This window comes from Enterobacter sp. 241F3 (genome assembly GCF_034106785.1).
Classification (GTDB): domain Bacteria; phylum Pseudomonadota; class Gammaproteobacteria; order Enterobacterales; family Enterobacteriaceae; genus Enterobacter; species Enterobacter vonholyi.
This window is the reverse complement of sequence record NZ_JAWNDD010000002.1, coordinates 525,997-542,002: the sequence shown is the minus strand read 5'-3', so window position 1 is coordinate 542,002 and position 16,006 is coordinate 525,997. Positions and strand designations below refer to the sequence as shown.

The window sequence follows — 16,006 nt, the reverse complement described above, 5'->3', positions numbered from 1 at the left end:
AACAGCATGACTGATGTAACTGTAAAATCGCTGGCTGCTGAGATTCAGACCTCCGTGGACCGCCTGGTACAGCAATTTGCTGATGCAGGGATCCCGAAGTCCGCTGATGACTCGGTGACCGCGCAAGAAAAACAAACCTTGTTAACGCACCTGAACCGTGAACACGGTTCTACGCCTGACAAGTTAACGCTGCAGCGCAAAACGCGTAGCACGTTAAACATCCCTGGTACCGGTGGTAAAAGCAAATCGGTACAAATTGAAGTCCGCAAGACGCGCACCTTTGTAAAACGTGATCCGCAAGAGGCAGAACGCCTTGCCGCGGAAGAGCAGGCACAGCGTGAAGCGGAAGAACAAGCTCAGCGTGAGGCGGAAGCAGCCGCCAAACGTGAAGCAGAATTAAAAGCTGAACGTGAGGCCGCAGAAAAAGCGAAACGCGACGCAAGTGATAAAGTGAAGCGTGACGCTGCGGAAAAAGACAAAGTGAGCAATCAACAGACAGACGAAATGACCAAAACCGCCCAGGCTGAAAAAGCCCGCCGTGAAAATGAAGCTGCCGAGCTGAAGCGTAAAGCGGAAGAAGAAGCCCGCCGTAAGCTGGAAGAAGAAGCTCGCCGCGTCGCCGAAGAAGCGCGTCGTATGGCTGAAGAAAATGAGAAGAACGGTGTTGATACCGTTGAGCAGTCTGAAGACACCAGCGACTATCACGTGACCACTTCTCAGCACGCGCGTCAGGCTGAAGATGATAACGATCGTGAAGTTGAAGGCGGTCGTGGCCGTGGTCGTAATGCAAAAGCAGCGCGTCCGGCGAAAAAAGGCAACAAGCACGCTGAATCTAAAGCTGACCGTGAAGAAGCACGCGCGGCTGTTCGCGGTGGTAAAGGCGGCAAGCGTAAAGGTTCCGCTCTGCAGCAGGGCTTCCAGAAGCCAGCTCAGGCCGTTAACCGTGACGTTGTGATCGGCGAAACCATTACCGTTGGCGAACTGGCGAACAAGATGGCGGTTAAAGGCTCTCAGGTCATCAAAGCGATGATGAAGCTGGGCGCTATGGCAACCATCAACCAGGTGATCGATCAGGAAACTGCACAGCTGGTTGCGGAAGAAATGGGTCACAAAGTTATCCTGCGTCGTGAAAACGAGCTGGAAGAAGCGGTAATGAGCGACCGTGACACAGGTGCTGCGGCAGAACCGCGCGCACCGGTAGTGACCATCATGGGTCACGTTGACCACGGTAAAACTTCTCTGCTTGACTACATTCGCTCTACCAAGGTTGCCTCTGGCGAAGCGGGTGGTATTACCCAGCACATCGGTGCATACCACGTAGAAACTGACAACGGTATGATCACTTTCCTGGATACCCCGGGTCACGCCGCGTTTACCTCAATGCGTGCTCGTGGTGCTCAGGCGACGGATATCGTTGTTCTGGTTGTTGCTGCAGACGACGGCGTCATGCCGCAGACCATCGAAGCTATCCAGCACGCGAAAGCAGCGGGTGTGCCGGTTGTGGTTGCAGTGAACAAGATCGATAAGCCAGAAGCGGATCCCGATCGTGTTAAAAACGAACTTTCCCAGTACGGTATTCTGCCGGAAGAGTGGGGCGGCGAAAGCCAGTTCGTACACGTGTCTGCGAAAGCGGGTACCGGTATCGACGAACTGCTGGACGCGATCCTGCTGCAGGCCGAAGTTCTGGAGCTGAAAGCCATCCGTAACGGTATGGCGAGCGGTGCGGTTATCGAATCCTTCCTGGATAAAGGACGTGGCCCGGTTGCTACCGTTCTGGTTCGCGAAGGTACGCTGCATAAAGGCGATATCGTTCTGTGCGGTTTCGAATACGGCCGCGTTCGTGCGATGCGTAACGAACTGGGTCAGGAAGTGCTGGAAGCAGGTCCGTCCATTCCAGTTGAAATCCTGGGTCTGTCCGGTGTTCCGGCTGCTGGTGACGAAGTGACCGTGGTGCGTGACGAGAAGAAAGCGCGTGAAGTGGCACTGTATCGTCAGGGCAAATTCCGTGAAGTTAAACTGGCTCGTCAGCAGAAATCTAAACTCGAGAACATGTTTGCCAACATGACCGATGGCGAAGTTCACGAAGTGAACATCGTTCTGAAAGCCGACGTTCAGGGTTCTGTGGAAGCGATCTCCGACTCCTTGCTGAAACTGTCTACCGACGAAGTGAAAGTGAAGATCATCGGTTCTGGCGTAGGTGGTATCACCGAAACCGACGCGACCCTGGCTGCTGCGTCCAACGCTATCCTGGTTGGTTTCAACGTTCGTGCGGATGCGTCTGCGCGTAAAGTGATTGAAGCCGAAAGCCTGGATCTGCGTTACTACTCCGTCATCTATAACCTGATCGACGAAGTGAAAGCAGCGATGAGCGGCATGCTGTCTCCTGAGCTGAAACAGCAGATCATCGGTCTGGCTGAAGTACGTGACGTGTTCAAATCACCGAAATTCGGTGCAATCGCGGGCTGTATGGTTACCGAAGGTAACATCAAGCGTCACAACCCAATCCGCGTACTGCGTGACAACGTGGTTATCTACGAAGGCGAGCTGGAATCCCTGCGCCGCTTCAAAGATGACGTTAACGAAGTCCGTAACGGCATGGAATGTGGTATCGGCGTGAAGAACTACAACGACGTTCGCGTTGGCGATATGATCGAAGTGTTCGAGATCATCGAAATTCAGCGTACCATCGCTTAATTTTCGATTGTAAGCCGGGATCGCCTCGCGCCACCCGGCAATAATTTCAAAAAGGGGCTTTAGCCCCTTTTTTGTCTGGAGAATTTATTATGGCGAAAGAATTTGGTCGCCCTCAGCGCGTAGCGCAGGAAATGCAGAAAGAGATCGCGCTCATTCTGCAACGTGAAATCAAAGACCCGCGCGTCGGCATGATGACCACCGTTTCCGGTGTCGAAATGTCCCGCGATTTGGCCTATGCAAAAGTGTTCGTTACTTTCCTGAACGATCAGGACGAAGCGGCAGTGAAAAACGGCATTAAAGCGCTGCAGGAAGCGTCTGGTTTCATCCGCTCTCTGCTCGGCAAGGCGATGCGCCTGCGTATCGTGCCTGAACTGACCTTCTTCTACGACAACTCGCTGGTTGAAGGTATGCGTATGTCCAACCTGGTGACCAGCGTGGTTAAACATGACGATGAGCGTCGTGTTAACCCGGCGGACGACAGCAAGGAGGACTGATGAGTCGTCCTCGTCGTCGTGGTCGCGACGTGCATGGTGTGCTGCTGCTGGATAAACCCCAGGGCGCTTCCAGCAACGACGTGCTGCAAAAAGTTAAGCGTATTTATAACGCCAACCGTGCGGGCCACACCGGCGCGCTCGATCCGCTGGCAACCGGCATGCTGCCGGTCTGCCTGGGAGAGGCGACAAAGTTTTCCCAGTACCTGCTCGACTCCGATAAGCGTTACCGCGTTATCGCTAAGCTGGGCCAGCGCACGGATACCTCCGACGCGGATGGTCAGGTGGTGGAAGAGCGCCCGGTGACGTTCAGCGCGGAACAGCTTGATGCTGCGCTGGAGAGTTTCCGTGGTGACACGATGCAGGTGCCGTCGATGTATTCGGCGCTGAAGTATCAGGGAAAAAAACTCTACGAATATGCGCGCCAGGGCATTGAAGTCCCGCGTGAAGCCCGTCCGATTACCGTGTATGAGCTGCTGTTTATTCGCCACGAAGGTGATGAGCTGGAGCTGGAAGTACACTGTTCGAAAGGGACCTATATTCGCACCATCATTGACGACCTCGGTGAAAAGCTGGGCTGCGGCGCGCATGTGATTTACCTGCGCCGTCTGGCGGTGAGCAAGTATCCGGTGGAGCGGATGGTGACCCTGGAACATCTGCGCGAGCTGTTAGAACAGGCGGAAGCGCAGGGGATCGCGCCGGCAGATTTGCTGGATCCACTGCTAATGCCGATGGACAGTCCGGCAGCGGACTTCCCGGTCGTTAATCTTCCTTTAACATCGTCCGTTTACTTTAAGAACGGCAACCCGGTTCGTACGGCGGAAGCACCGCTGGAAGGCCTGGTACGTGTGACCGAAGGTGACGAAGGGAAATTCATCGGTATGGGCGAAATGGATGGCGAAGGGCGCGTTGCGCCGCGTCGTCTGGTCGTCGAATATCCGGTCGACGCGTGACGGTGATAACGGCTCACCTTGCGATAAGCAGGGGAGACGAGTAGAATATCGCCGCTTAACGCCTGGTAAATTGTTTAACAATCTGCGGGGCGTACATGGGATCGCTGAATTAGAGATCGGCATCCTTACATTCTTTATACTTTGGAGTTTGAAAATGTCTCTAAGCGTTGAAGCTAAAGCTAAAATCGTTTCTGAGTTTGGTCGTGGTACTAACGACAGCGGTTCTACCGAAGTTCAGGTTGCACTGCTGACTGCACAGATTAACCACCTGCAGGGTCACTTTGCAGAGCACAAAAAAGATCACCACAGCCGTCGTGGTCTGCTGCGTATGGTTTCTCAGCGTCGTAAACTGCTCGACTACCTGAAACGTAAAGATGTTGCACGCTACACCGCGCTGATCGAGCGTCTGGGTCTGCGTCGCTAATTCTTGCGAGTTTCAGAAAAGGGGGCCTGATGGCCCCTTTTTTCAACCAGACGGCAGCAATTCACTGGAAACTATTGTATTGTTGCTATAAATGATCTTCATTGCAGAGGTTCGCGCGGCTAATGAGAGGCTTCACCCATGGGGGTGTTGGTTGTCATTAGTCGCGAGGATGCGAAGAAGGTCGGGTTAAAACGACAGCACACCGGTGGTGTGCTTTCAAACATTTAAGAAAGGACAGAACTTTGCTGAATCCGATCGTTCGTAAATTCCAGTATGGTCAACATACCGTCACGCTGGAAACCGGCATGATGGCTCGTCAGGCTACTGCTGCCGTTATGGTAAGCATGGATGACACTGCGGTATTCGTTACCGTGGTTGGCCAGAAAAAAGCTAAACCAGGTCAGGACTTCTTCCCCCTGACCGTTAACTACCAGGAGCGTACCTACGCTGCCGGTAAAATCCCGGGTGGCTTCTTCCGTCGTGAAGGCCGTCCAAGCGAAGGCGAAACCCTGATCGCGCGTCTGATTGACCGCCCGGTTCGTCCGCTGTTCCCGGAAGGCTTCGTTAACGAAGTACAGGTTATCGCGACCGTTGTTTCCGTTAACCCACAGGTTAACCCAGACATTGTTGCCATGATTGGCGCATCCGCTGCCCTGTCACTGTCTGGTATTCCATTCAATGGCCCAATCGGTGCCGCGCGCGTTGGCTACATCAACGACCAGTACGTGTTGAACCCAACTCAGGAAGAGCTGAAAGAAAGTAAGCTGGACCTGGTTGTTGCGGGTACTGAAGCAGCTGTGCTGATGGTTGAATCCGAAGCTGAACTGCTGAGCGAAGACCAGATGCTGGGTGCTGTGGTCTTCGGCCATGACCAGCAGCAGATCGTTATCCAGAACATCAACGATCTGGTGAAAGAAGCCGGTAAACCACGTTGGGACTGGCAGCCAGAAGCGGCAAACGACGCGCTGAACGCACGCGTTGCAGCTCTGGCAGAATCTCGTCTGAGCGATGCGTACCGCATCACTGACAAGCAGGAGCGTTACGCTCAGGTTGACGTGATCAAATCTGAAGTAACCGCGACCCTGGTTGCCGAAGACGAAACGCTGGACGCTAACGAAATTGGCGAAATCCTGCACGCAATCGAGAAAAACGTTGTTCGTAGCCGCGTTCTGGCAGGCGAGCCGCGTATCGATGGCCGTGAAAAAGACATGATCCGTGGACTGGACGTGCGTACTGGCGTTCTGCCACGTACTCACGGTTCCGCGCTGTTCACCCGTGGCGAAACGCAGGCGCTGGTTACCGCGACCCTGGGTACGGCACGTGACGCACAGATCATCGACGAACTGATGGGCGAGCGCACTGACAGCTTCCTGTTCCACTACAACTTCCCTCCGTACTCCGTAGGCGAAACCGGTATGGTTGGCTCGCCGAAGCGTCGTGAAATTGGTCACGGTCGTCTGGCGAAGCGCGGCGTGCTGGCAGTAATGCCAGAAGCAGACAAATTCCCGTACACCGTACGTGTGGTGTCTGAAATCACCGAATCCAACGGTTCCTCTTCCATGGCTTCCGTATGTGGTGCTTCTCTGGCGCTGATGGATGCAGGCGTGCCAATCAAAGCCGCCGTTGCGGGTATCGCAATGGGCCTGGTGAAAGAAGGCGACAACTTCGTTGTTCTGTCTGACATTCTGGGTGACGAAGACCACCTGGGTGATATGGACTTCAAAGTGGCGGGTTCCCGCGACGGTATCTCTGCGCTGCAGATGGATATCAAAATTGAAGGTATCACCAAAGAGATCATGCAGGTTGCTCTGAACCAGGCTAAAGGTGCGCGTCTGCACATCCTGGGCGTGATGGAACAGGCGATTAACGCGCCGCGTGGCGACATTTCTCAGTTCGCTCCACGTATCCACACCATCAAGATCAATCCAGACAAGATCAAAGATGTTATCGGTAAGGGCGGTTCCGTAATCCGTGCGCTGACCGAAGAGACTGGCACCACCATCGAAATCGAAGATGACGGTACTGTGAAGATCGCAGCAACCGACGGCGAGAAAGCGAAATTCGCGATCCGTCGCATCGAAGAAATCACTGCAGAGATCGAAGTGGGCCGCGTCTACGCAGGTAAAGTGACCCGTATCGTTGACTTTGGCGCGTTCGTTGCCATCGGTGGCGGTAAAGAAGGTCTGGTTCACATTTCTCAGATCGCTGACAAGCGCGTTGAGAAAGTGACCGATTACCTGCAGATGGGTCAGGAAGTCCCGGTGAAAGTTCTGGAAGTTGATCGCCAGGGCCGTATCCGTCTGAGCATTAAAGAAGCAACCGAGCAGTCTCAGCCAGCTGCTGCGCCAGAAGCACAGGCAGCAGAACAGCAAGGCGAGTAAGTTGCCATTTGCCCTCCGCTTTGCGGAGGGCCTATTATCAGGCAGGACGCCTTGTTAAGCCGCCGGGGGACAGGACGTTCATCCAATAGTTGTCTTCGGGAGTGGGAAATGAAGCCTTTTTTGCGCTGGTGTTTCGTTGCGACAGCTTTAACGCTGGCAGGATGCAGCAACTCTGCCTGGCGTAAGAGCGAAGTCCTCGCAGTGCCATTGCAACCGACTTTGCAGCAAGAAGTGATTCTGGCACGCATGGAACAAATACTTGCCAGTCGGGCTTTAACCGATGAAGAACGCGCACAGCTTTTATATGAGCGCGGAGTGTTGTATGATAGTCTCGGTCTGAGGGCACTGGCGCGAAATGATTTTTCACAAGCGCTGGCTATCCGACCTGATATGCCTGAAGTATTCAATTACTTAGGCATTTATTTAACGCAGGCAGGCAATTTTGATGCTGCCTATGAAGCGTTTGATTCTGTACTTGAGCTTGATCCAACTTACAACTACGCGCACTTGAATCGCGGTATCGCATTGTATTACGGCGGTCGTGATAAGTTAGCGCAAGATGATCTGCTGGCGTTTTATCAAGACGATCCTAATGATCCTTTCCGTAGCCTGTGGCTTTACATCGTTGAGCGGAAGCTCGATGAGAAGCAGGCAAAAGAGGCACTGAAACAGCGCTTCGATAAATCGGACAAGGAACAGTGGGGATGGAACATTGTCGAGTTCTACCTGGGCAACATTAGCGAAGCAACGCTGATGGAACGCCTCAAGGCGGACGCAACGGATAACACCTCGCTCGCTGAGCATCTCAGTGAAACCAACTTCTATTTAGGTAAGTACTACCTAAGTCTGGGGGATATGGACAGCGCTACGGCACTGTTCAAATTAGCGGTTGCTAACAACGTACACAACTTCGTTGAGCACCGTTATGCATTGTTGGAATTATCGCTCTTGGGCCAGGAGCATGACGACCTGGCAGAATCGGACCAGCAATAGCTGACGACATAAACATCAGCCCGTAATCTTTTGATTGCCATCACCTTAACTGGTGAGGGCGTTGTTGTTCGTCAATACACCTACTTTGAGCCGGTTCACACTTTTCAATGAAAATTGCTAATCATTTTCACGATGAGCTAAGTAGACTGGCCGCCATTGACATTGAGGCACTCGTACTACATGGCTGAATTCGAAACCACTTTTGCAGATCTGGGCCTGAAGGCTCCTATCCTTGAAGCCCTTAACGATCTGGGTTACGAAAAACCATCTCCGATCCAGGCTGAGTGTATCCCACACCTGCTTTCTGGTCGTGACGTGCTGGGCATGGCCCAGACTGGTAGCGGTAAAACTGCAGCATTCTCGCTGCCGCTGCTGAACAACATTGATCCGGACCTGCGTGCACCGCAGATCCTCGTCCTGGCTCCAACCCGTGAACTGGCTGTTCAGGTTGCAGAAGCAATGACGGAATTCTCTAAACATATGCGCGGCGTAAACGTGGTAGCCCTGTACGGCGGCCAGCGTTATGACGTGCAGTTACGCGCCCTGCGCCAGGGTCCACAGATTGTTGTCGGTACGCCGGGCCGTCTGCTGGATCACCTGAAGCGCGGTACTCTGGACCTCTCTAAACTGAGCGGCCTGGTGCTGGATGAAGCAGATGAAATGCTGCGTATGGGCTTCATCGAAGACGTCGAAACCATCATGGCGCAGATCCCGGACGGTCATCAGACCGCGCTGTTCTCTGCCACCATGCCAGAAGCGATTCGTCGTATCACCAAACGCTTCATGAAAGATCCGCAGGAAGTGCGTATTCAGTCCAGCGTAACCACTCGCCCGGACATCAGCCAGAGCTACTGGTCTGTGTACGGCATGCGTAAAAACGAAGCGCTGGTACGTTTCCTGGAAGCGGAAGATTTTGATGCGGCGATTATTTTCGTTCGCACCAAAAACGCGACCCTGGAAGTGGCTGAAGCCCTGGAGCGTAGCGGCTATAACAGCGCAGCGCTGAACGGCGACATGAACCAGGCTCTGCGTGAGCAGACTCTGGAGCGTCTGAAAGACGGTCGTCTGGATATCCTGATTGCAACCGACGTGGCAGCACGTGGTCTGGACGTTGAGCGTATCAGCCTGGTTGTTAACTATGACATCCCGATGGATTCCGAGTCTTACGTTCACCGTATCGGCCGTACCGGTCGTGCGGGTCGTGCTGGCCGTGCGCTGTTGTTCGTTGAGAACCGCGAGCGTCGTCTGCTGCGTAACATCGAACGCACCATGAAGCTGACCATTCCAGAAGCGGACCTGCCAAACGCAGAGCTGCTGGGCAAACGCCGTCTGGAAAAATTCGCCGCTAAAGTACAGCAGCAGCTGGAAAGCAGCGATCTGGATCAGTACCGTGCGCTGCTGTCGCAGATTCAGCCTGTTGCTGAAGGCGAAGAGCTGGACATGGAAACCCTGGCCGCAGCACTGCTGAAAATGGCTCAGGGCGAACGTAGCCTGATCGTGCCACCAGATGCACCGATGCGTCCTAAGCGTGAATTCCGTGACCGTGACGATCGCTTCGAACGTCGTGGCGACCGTAACGATCGTGGCCCACGTGGTGACCGTCCAGAGCGTGGTGGTGAAGACCGTCCACGTCGTGAACGTCGCGACGCAGGTGACATGGAACTGTACCGCATTGAAGTGGGCCGTGATGATGGCGTTGAAGTTCGTCACATCGTTGGCGCGATCGCTAACGAAGGCGACATCAGCAGCCGTTACATTGGTAACATTAAGCTGTTCGCATCCCACTCTACTATCGAGCTGCCAAAAGGCATGCCGGGCGAAGTGCTGCAGCACTTTACGCGTACCCGCATCCTGAACAAGCCGATGAACATGCAGCTGCTGGGTGATGCGCAGCCACGTCCTGACCGTGGCGGCGAACGTCGTGGCGGTGGTCGCGGTTTCGGCGGTGAGCGTCGTGAAGGCGGTCGCAGCGAAGGTCGCGGTGGTGAAGGCCGTCGTTTCTCCGGCGAGCGCCGCGAAAGCCGTGGCCCGCGTCGTGAAGAAGGCACCAGCCGTCGTCGTTTCGGTGACGCGTAAGCCTTACGCTTCTGACGTAAAGTAAAATATACAGCCCCGATTCATGCGATCGGGGCTTTTTTTATTCCTTTTGTACTCTTGTACTGGTACAGTGCGTCACATTAAAATGCAGAACCGTATGATTGACTGGAGAAAAGGCTGTATGGCGACACTAACCACCACCCAAACGTCACCTTCGCTGCTTGGCGGCGTGGTGATCATCGGCGGAACCATTATAGGTGCCGGGATGTTCTCCCTGCCCGTGGTCATGTCCGGTGCGTGGTTCTTCTGGTCGCTGGCCGCGCTGGTCTTTACCTGGTTCTGTATGCTCCATTCCGGGCTGATGATCCTCGAGGCGAACCTGAACTACAGGATTGGCTCCAGTTTCGACACCATCACCAAAGATCTGCTGGGCAAAGGCTGGAATCTGGTGAACGGGCTCTCCATCGCGTTTGTGCTGTATATCCTCACCTACGCGTATATTTCAGCGAGCGGCTCGATTCTGCATCACACCTTCTCGGAGATGTCGCTGAACGTTCCGGCGCGTCTGGCGGGGCTATGTTTCGCGCTGGCTGTGGCGTTTATCGTCTGGATGAGTACCAAAGCGGTGAGTCGTATGACGGCAATCGTACTGGGCGCGAAGGTCATCACCTTCTTCCTGACCTTCGGCAGTCTGTTGGGGCACGTGACGCCCGCCACGCTGTTTAACGTCGCCGAAGTGAACACCTCCTACACGCCTTACCTGCTGATGACCCTGCCGTTCTGTCTGGCGTCGTTCGGCTACCACGGTAACGTGCCGAGCCTGATGAAGTACTACGGCAAAGATCCGCGCACCATTGTGAAGTGTCTGGTCTACGGCACGCTGCTGGCGCTGGGGCTGTATGTGATTTGGCTGCTGGGGACGATGGGCAACATCCCGCGTCCGGAATTTATCGGCATTGCCCAGAAGGGCGGTAACATTGACGTGCTGGTGCAGGCGCTGAGCGGCGTGCTGAACAGCCGCAGCCTGGATCTGCTGCTGGTTATCTTCTCTAACTTTGCGGTGGCGAGCTCTTTCCTCGGCGTGACGCTGGGCCTGTTTGACTACCTGGCGGATCTGTTTGGCTTTGATGATTCTGCGATGGGGCGCTTCAAAACCGCGCTGCTGACCTTCCTGCCGCCGATTGTGGGCGGCCTGCTGTGGCCGAACGGTTTCCTGTACGCCATCGGCTATGCAGGGCTGGCGGCAACCATCTGGGCGGCAATTGTGCCCGCGCTGCTGGCACGTAAATCACGTAAACGCTTCGGCAGCCCGAAATTTCGCGTCTGGGGCGGCAAGCCGATGATTGCACTGATCCTGGTGTTTGGGGTAGGTAACGCACTGGTCCACGTGCTGTCGACTTTTAACCTGCTGCCTGTCTATCAGTAAACGCAAAGCCCGGTGGCGCTACGCTTACCGGGCCTACAGGGATCGCGTAGGCCGGATAAGGCGAAGCCGCCATCCGGCAAAAACCTATCCCACCAACTCCTCTTTCACCTGCATCGCCAGCTCAAACGAGTGCAAACGCGCCTGGTGATCGAAAATCTGGCCGTTAACCATAATTTCATCCGCCTGCGTTTCGCGCAGCACCGCCTCCAGCTCGTGACGCACTTTCGCTTTATCGCCTACCAGCGACATGCTCAGCGCCTGCTGCACGCCATACTGTTCGGAGGCTGACCACAGCTGATGCATATTCTCCACCGGTGGCGGAAGCTGGCCCGTTTCACCGCGACGCAGCTTCACAAACGCCTGCTGCATGGAGGTAAACAGGAATTCCGCGTCGCGATTGCTGTCGGCGGCAACGATGTTGATACACACCATTGCGTACGGCTTCTCCAGACGCTCGGACGGTTTGAAGTTCGTGCGGTAGAGATGCAGCGCCTGATGCAGCATATCCGGCGCGAAGTGCGAGGCAAATGCAAACGGTAGCCCCAGTTGGGCGGCAAGCTGCGCGCTGTAGAGGCTCGAGCCCAGCAGCCACACCGGGATCTTCTCGCCGTAGCCCGGTACCGGACGCACGTGCGGGTTCGGATCGCGCGCGTCGAACCAGTCCACCAGTTCGGCCACGTCGCGCGGGAAGTTGTCGATATCGCCGCTCATATGGCGACGCAGGGCACGCATAGTCGGCTGGTCGCTGCCCGGCGCACGGCCAAGCCCTAAATCGATACGGCCCGGATAGAGGGTATTCAGGGTGCCAAACTGCTCGGCGATCACCAGAGGAGCGTGGTTTGGCAGCATCACGCCGCCGGATCCCAGGTGCAGTGTGGTGGTGTTTGCCGCCAGATAACCAATCAGTACCGAGGTGGCGGCGCTGGCGATGCCCACCATGTTGTGGTGTTCGGCCAGCCAGTAGCGGTGATAGCCACGCTTTTCGGCCAGCTGAGCCAGATCCAGAGAGTGCGAAAAGGCTTCTCTTGCCGAGGAGCCTTGTGGGATCGGCGCCAGATCCAGCACCGAAAACGGAAGGGTTTTGTCAGTCATAACAGCTCACTTTGTCGACGGTGAATCTTTAATACTGCATTAAAAAATGATAACCGTTGTTAACAAAGTGAGCCTTTTTTTAGGCCTGAAGTTCCAGTCCTGCGAGCCGTCGCCAGTAGCCGTTACAGTCGCTGTTTGCCGTAAGCGGCAGCGGAGCAGCACCGTTTTCGTTGGCGCGGAAGGCATCCAGCATCGAAAACACGCCGTTATCGAGCGGTGACAGGCGCACCATATCCACCAGCCCGTCCATAGACGCCAGCTCGTTGCCGAGGTTATAGACATAGCCGCTCATGGTCTGAATGCCGTTGAGAACAAACACCTGCTGGTTCTCCTGGGACAGCATGCTGCGTCCGTTCGGGTACTTAATACAGCAGGTTTCGCACTCGTCTTTTGGACGGTCTTCCGAGCGTGCGGTAAAGCAGCGGGCGGAATAGGCCAGCGGCAGATGCCCGTAGCTCAGCACTTCCACTTCAAACTTGTTACGAATGCCCAACTCTTCGCACTGGGTCAGCAGGTTTGCCAGCCAGTCGCGGGAGAGCTCAACAGGCATGCACCAGCGCGTCATCCCCTGTTTGAGCAGTAGGCGCAGGGTCACGGCGTTATAGCAGTTCAGGGCATGGCCCGCGACAAACGGCAGCTTGCGTTCAGCGCACATGTTCACCACGCCGAGATCGCTTGCCTCCAGCAGGAACTCGCCGTTCTCTACGTAGCGTTTCAGCTCGCCCAGTTCAGAAGAGGCCTGCACCAGCGCGAGCGTGGAGAGCACGACCTGTTTGCCGCTGCCGGCCAGGTTTTTCGCCATATCAAGCCAGTCGCCCACTTTGGTGGCGCGGCGTTTACTACACACCGCTTCGCCGAGGTAAATCACATCGGCGCTGCTGGAGGCAGCCTGTTGGTAAAAATCTTCCAGCGTCTCTTTTGGCCAGTAGTAAAGCACCGGCCCTAATGAATATTTCATGATTTTCTCACTGCCATTTACGGTGATACGCGCCCAGCGTGGTTTGCGTGCCTTCGGACATCGATCCGAGCGTTTCCATCCAGGCCTGCTGCGGGGCGTAGTTCTGCGGGTCCGCCATGCAGCGGTCGATGGCCTGACGCCACACTTTCGCCACCTGGCTCACGTAGGCCGGGCTGCGCTGGCGACCTTCGATTTTCACCGAGGCAATATTGGCCGCCAGCAGTTCAGGCAGCAGCTCGAGCGTATTAAGGCTGGTAGGCTCTTCGAGCGCGTGGTAGCGCTCGCCGTCGACCAGATAGCGGCCTTTACACAGCGTCGGATAACCGGCGTTTTCACCATCCTGATAGCGGTCAATCAGTACCTCATTCAGACGAGATTCCAGCCCCTGCGGCGTTTGCTGCCAGCGAACGAAGCGGGCAGGGGAGCAGGCACCGACGGTATTCGGTGACTCTCCTGTCAAATACGAGGAAAGATAGCAACGGCCTTCGGCCATAATGCACAGGCTGCCAAAGGCAAAAACTTCCAGCGGCACTGGCGTGACGCGCGCGAGTTGCTTAACCTGATGAATAGAGAGCACGCGCGGCAGCACCACGCGGGCCACGTCAAAGTTTCGGCGATAAAAACGCACGGCCTCCTCGTTGGTGGCAGATGCCTGAACAGAGACGTGGCGCTCAATATGGGGATAGCGTTCTGCCGCATACTCAAGCATAGCGAGGTCGGCCAGAATCAGCGCATCGGCACCCAGCTGTGCCGCCATATCCACCGCGCGCTGCCAGCGGGCGTAGCCGTCAGGATGAGCAAAGGTATTGATGGCGATATGCAGCTTGCGGCGGTGCTGGTGAACGAAGTTAACGGCTTCCTGAAGCTTTTTCTCCGTAAAGTTGAGGCCGGCAAAATGGCGGGCGTTGGTGTCATCTTTCAGCCCGATATAGACCGCATCGGCCCCATTTTCGATGGCCGCCTTAAGCGCCGGAAGATTTCCGGCTGGGCAGAGCAGCTCCATAATTTATCCTGATGTTGTCGATCGCAAAAATGTTAACGAGCTGGGATTTTAATTAACCCATACGCGACAATTTTTGATTTAAGGCAGCTAATGGCGTATTGATGGCACCAATAATGAGGTACGACGGACGATGGTTTGTTGATTTACGCCGCTATGTTGCGCTTCGGATATGGCAAAATAGCAGGACTATAGATATCAGGGAGTAAAGCTCGTGCTGGATAAACTGCGTTCACGTCTCGTACAATTTGGTCCATCAATGCTGAGCGTGCCGGTCAAGCTGGCGCCGTTCGCGCTTAAACGCCAGGTGCTGGAGCAGGTCCTGAGCTGGCAGTTCCGCCAGGCGCTGCAGGATGGCGAGCTGGAGTTCCTGGAAGGCCGCTGGTTAAGCATTGAGGTGCGTGACATCGGGCTGCGCTGGTTTACCTCCGTTGAGAATGACCAGCTCATCGTCCGCGAAACCGCCGAGGCGGACGTGAGCTTTAGCGCCAACGCCAGCGATCTGCTGATGATCGCCGCGCGCAAGCAGGATCCGGACACGCTCTTCTTCCAGCGCCGTCTGGTGATTGAAGGCGACACGGAGCTGGGCCTGTACGTGAAGAATTTAATGGATGCCATTGAGCTGGAGCAGATGCCGAAAGCGCTGCGCGTGATGCTAATGCAAATGGCAGATTTCGTTGAGGCCGGGCTGAAAACCCCGCCGGACGGTAAACACACTTCAGTAGGTGAGCCATGCTGATTCGAGTCGAAATTGGGATTGATGCGCCGGGGATCGATGCGTTGTTGCGCCGAGCCTTTACGAGCGATGCCGAAGCCCAACTGGTCCACGATCTTCGCGAAGACGGCCTGATTACGCTGGGGCTGGTTGCCACCGATGATGAAGGTCAGGTGGTGGGCTATGTTGCCTTCAGTCCGGTAACCGTTCAGGGCGAAGAGCTGCAGTGGGTAGGCATGGCGCCGCTGGCGGTGGATGAAAACTATCGCGGGCAAGGGCTGGCGCGTCAGATGGTCTATGAAGGGCTGGATTCGCTCAATGAGTTCGGCTATGCGGCCGTGGTAACGCTGGGCGATCCGGCGTTCTATGGCCGTTTAGGCTTCGAGCAGGCCGCGCGTTACGATCTGCGCTGCCGCTGGCCGGGTACGGAATCCGCTTTCCAGGTACACCGTCTGGCGGACGACGCGCTTAACGGCGTCAATGGCCTGGTCGAGTACCACGACCATTTCAACCGCTTTTAATCAGGCTCTCGCGTAGCGCCTCAAAGGAGCCGTCTCCGGTCACGAGGCGCTCTTTCTGGCGCTTCGTCAGCTGCTTGATGCGGTATTCCAGCCTGAGCGCCAGCGATCGGTCACCGACGGGCGCCGAAAAGGCGAGCTGTAATTCCCCTTTCCCCCGCAGCGCTTTTGCCCCTTTCCCCGTTTGATGTTGTAAAAAACGCCGCGCCACATCGGTGGTGATCCCGGTGTAGAGTGCGTTATCAGCGGTTCGGACAAGATAGAGAAACCAGCACACGGTAAACAGATTCAGTATGTTAAGGTGAACGCACCATAGCATGAGAG

General features: G+C 55.6%; 15 protein-coding genes. 11 read left to right on the top strand and 4 right to left on the bottom strand.

Going from position 1 to position 16,006, the window contains the following annotated elements; translation table 11 throughout:
• Positions 1-6 precede the first annotated feature (6 nt).
• The 9 genes from infB to mtr all read left to right on the top strand — a co-directional run bounded on the left by infB (position 7) and on the right by mtr (position 11,399).
• Entirely contained in the window at positions 7-2,694 is a 2,688-nt protein-coding gene (gene infB, locus UR504_RS09910; RefSeq protein ID WP_115876346.1) for a translation initiation factor IF-2, read from the top strand.
• Between the two features lie 89 nt (positions 2,695-2,783).
• Positions 2,784-3,188, top strand: coding sequence for a 30S ribosome-binding factor RbfA (gene rbfA / locus UR504_RS09905; RefSeq protein WP_003024988.1), 405 nt, complete (start codon positions 2,784-2,786; stop codon positions 3,186-3,188).
• Complete coding sequence (truB, locus tag UR504_RS09900; RefSeq protein WP_115876345.1) at positions 3,188-4,138, top strand: tRNA pseudouridine(55) synthase TruB; 951 nt, start codon at positions 3,188-3,190, stop codon at positions 4,136-4,138. Before rbfA ends, truB begins: the two co-directional genes overlap by 1 nt.
• 154 nt (positions 4,139-4,292) lie before the next feature.
• Positions 4,293-4,562, top strand: a complete 270-nt coding sequence (rpsO, locus tag UR504_RS09895; RefSeq protein ID WP_003861789.1) for a 30S ribosomal protein S15 — start codon at positions 4,293-4,295, stop codon at positions 4,560-4,562.
• A 242-nt stretch (positions 4,563-4,804) separates the two neighbouring features.
• A complete protein-coding gene (pnp, locus tag UR504_RS09890) occupies positions 4,805-6,943 on the top strand; it encodes a polyribonucleotide nucleotidyltransferase (RefSeq protein ID WP_111964960.1) in 2,139 nt (712 codons plus the stop codon).
• Positions 6,944-7,051: 108 nt separating this feature from the next.
• On the top strand, positions 7,052-7,936 hold the full coding sequence (gene nlpI, locus UR504_RS09885) for a lipoprotein NlpI (protein ID WP_023309331.1): 885 nt from the start codon (positions 7,052-7,054) through the stop codon (positions 7,934-7,936).
• A gap of 107 nt (positions 7,937-8,043) precedes the next feature.
• On the top strand, positions 8,044-8,124 hold the full coding sequence (gene yrbN / locus UR504_RS21545; RefSeq protein WP_100122156.1) for a protein YrbN: 81 nt from the start codon (positions 8,044-8,046) through the stop codon (positions 8,122-8,124).
• Positions 8,117-10,012 carry a DEAD/DEAH family ATP-dependent RNA helicase gene (locus tag UR504_RS09880; protein ID WP_111964959.1) on the top strand — a complete coding sequence of 632 codons (1,896 nt, stop codon included), beginning with the start codon at positions 8,117-8,119 and terminating at the stop codon, positions 10,010-10,012. The genes yrbN and UR504_RS09880 overlap by 8 nt, the downstream gene beginning before the upstream one ends.
• 142 nt (positions 10,013-10,154) lie before the next feature.
• A complete protein-coding gene (gene mtr / locus UR504_RS09875) occupies positions 10,155-11,399 on the top strand; it encodes a tryptophan permease (RefSeq protein WP_115876390.1) in 1,245 nt (414 codons plus the stop codon).
• A gap of 84 nt (positions 11,400-11,483) precedes the next feature.
• Here the strand turns inward: mtr and UR504_RS09870 are convergent, their stop codons facing one another.
• The 3 genes from UR504_RS09870 to ubiU form a co-directional block, all read right to left on the bottom strand.
• Entirely contained in the window at positions 11,484-12,491 is a 1,008-nt protein-coding gene (locus UR504_RS09870; RefSeq protein ID WP_302236864.1) for a luciferase-like monooxygenase, read from the bottom strand.
• Positions 12,492-12,570: 79 nt separating this feature from the next.
• Entirely contained in the window at positions 12,571-13,449 is an 879-nt protein-coding gene (locus UR504_RS09865; protein WP_302236861.1) for a U32 family peptidase, read from the bottom strand.
• Between the two features lie 7 nt (positions 13,450-13,456).
• Positions 13,457-14,452: a ubiquinone anaerobic biosynthesis protein UbiU gene (ubiU, locus tag UR504_RS09860; protein WP_302236859.1), complete on the bottom strand. Its 996-nt coding sequence runs from the start codon at positions 14,450-14,452 to the stop codon at positions 13,457-13,459.
• A gap of 211 nt (positions 14,453-14,663) precedes the next feature.
• Here ubiU and ubiT point away from each other — a divergent pair, with 211 nt between their 5' ends.
• Positions 14,664-15,188, top strand: a complete 525-nt coding sequence (gene ubiT, locus UR504_RS09855; RefSeq protein ID WP_024906374.1) for a ubiquinone anaerobic biosynthesis accessory factor UbiT — start codon at positions 14,664-14,666, stop codon at positions 15,186-15,188.
• Positions 15,182-15,685: a GNAT family N-acetyltransferase gene (locus tag UR504_RS09850; protein ID WP_115876342.1), complete on the top strand. Its 504-nt coding sequence runs from the start codon at positions 15,182-15,184 to the stop codon at positions 15,683-15,685. Before ubiT ends, UR504_RS09850 begins: the two co-directional genes overlap by 7 nt.
• On the opposite strand, the gene UR504_RS09845 is transcribed toward UR504_RS09850, so the two are convergent.
• Entirely contained in the window at positions 15,672-16,001 is a 330-nt protein-coding gene (locus UR504_RS09845) for a GIY-YIG nuclease family protein (protein WP_115876341.1), read from the bottom strand. The two genes, UR504_RS09850 and UR504_RS09845, sit on opposite strands and share 14 nt — an antisense overlap.
• Between the last annotated feature and the right edge of the window lie 5 nt (positions 16,002-16,006).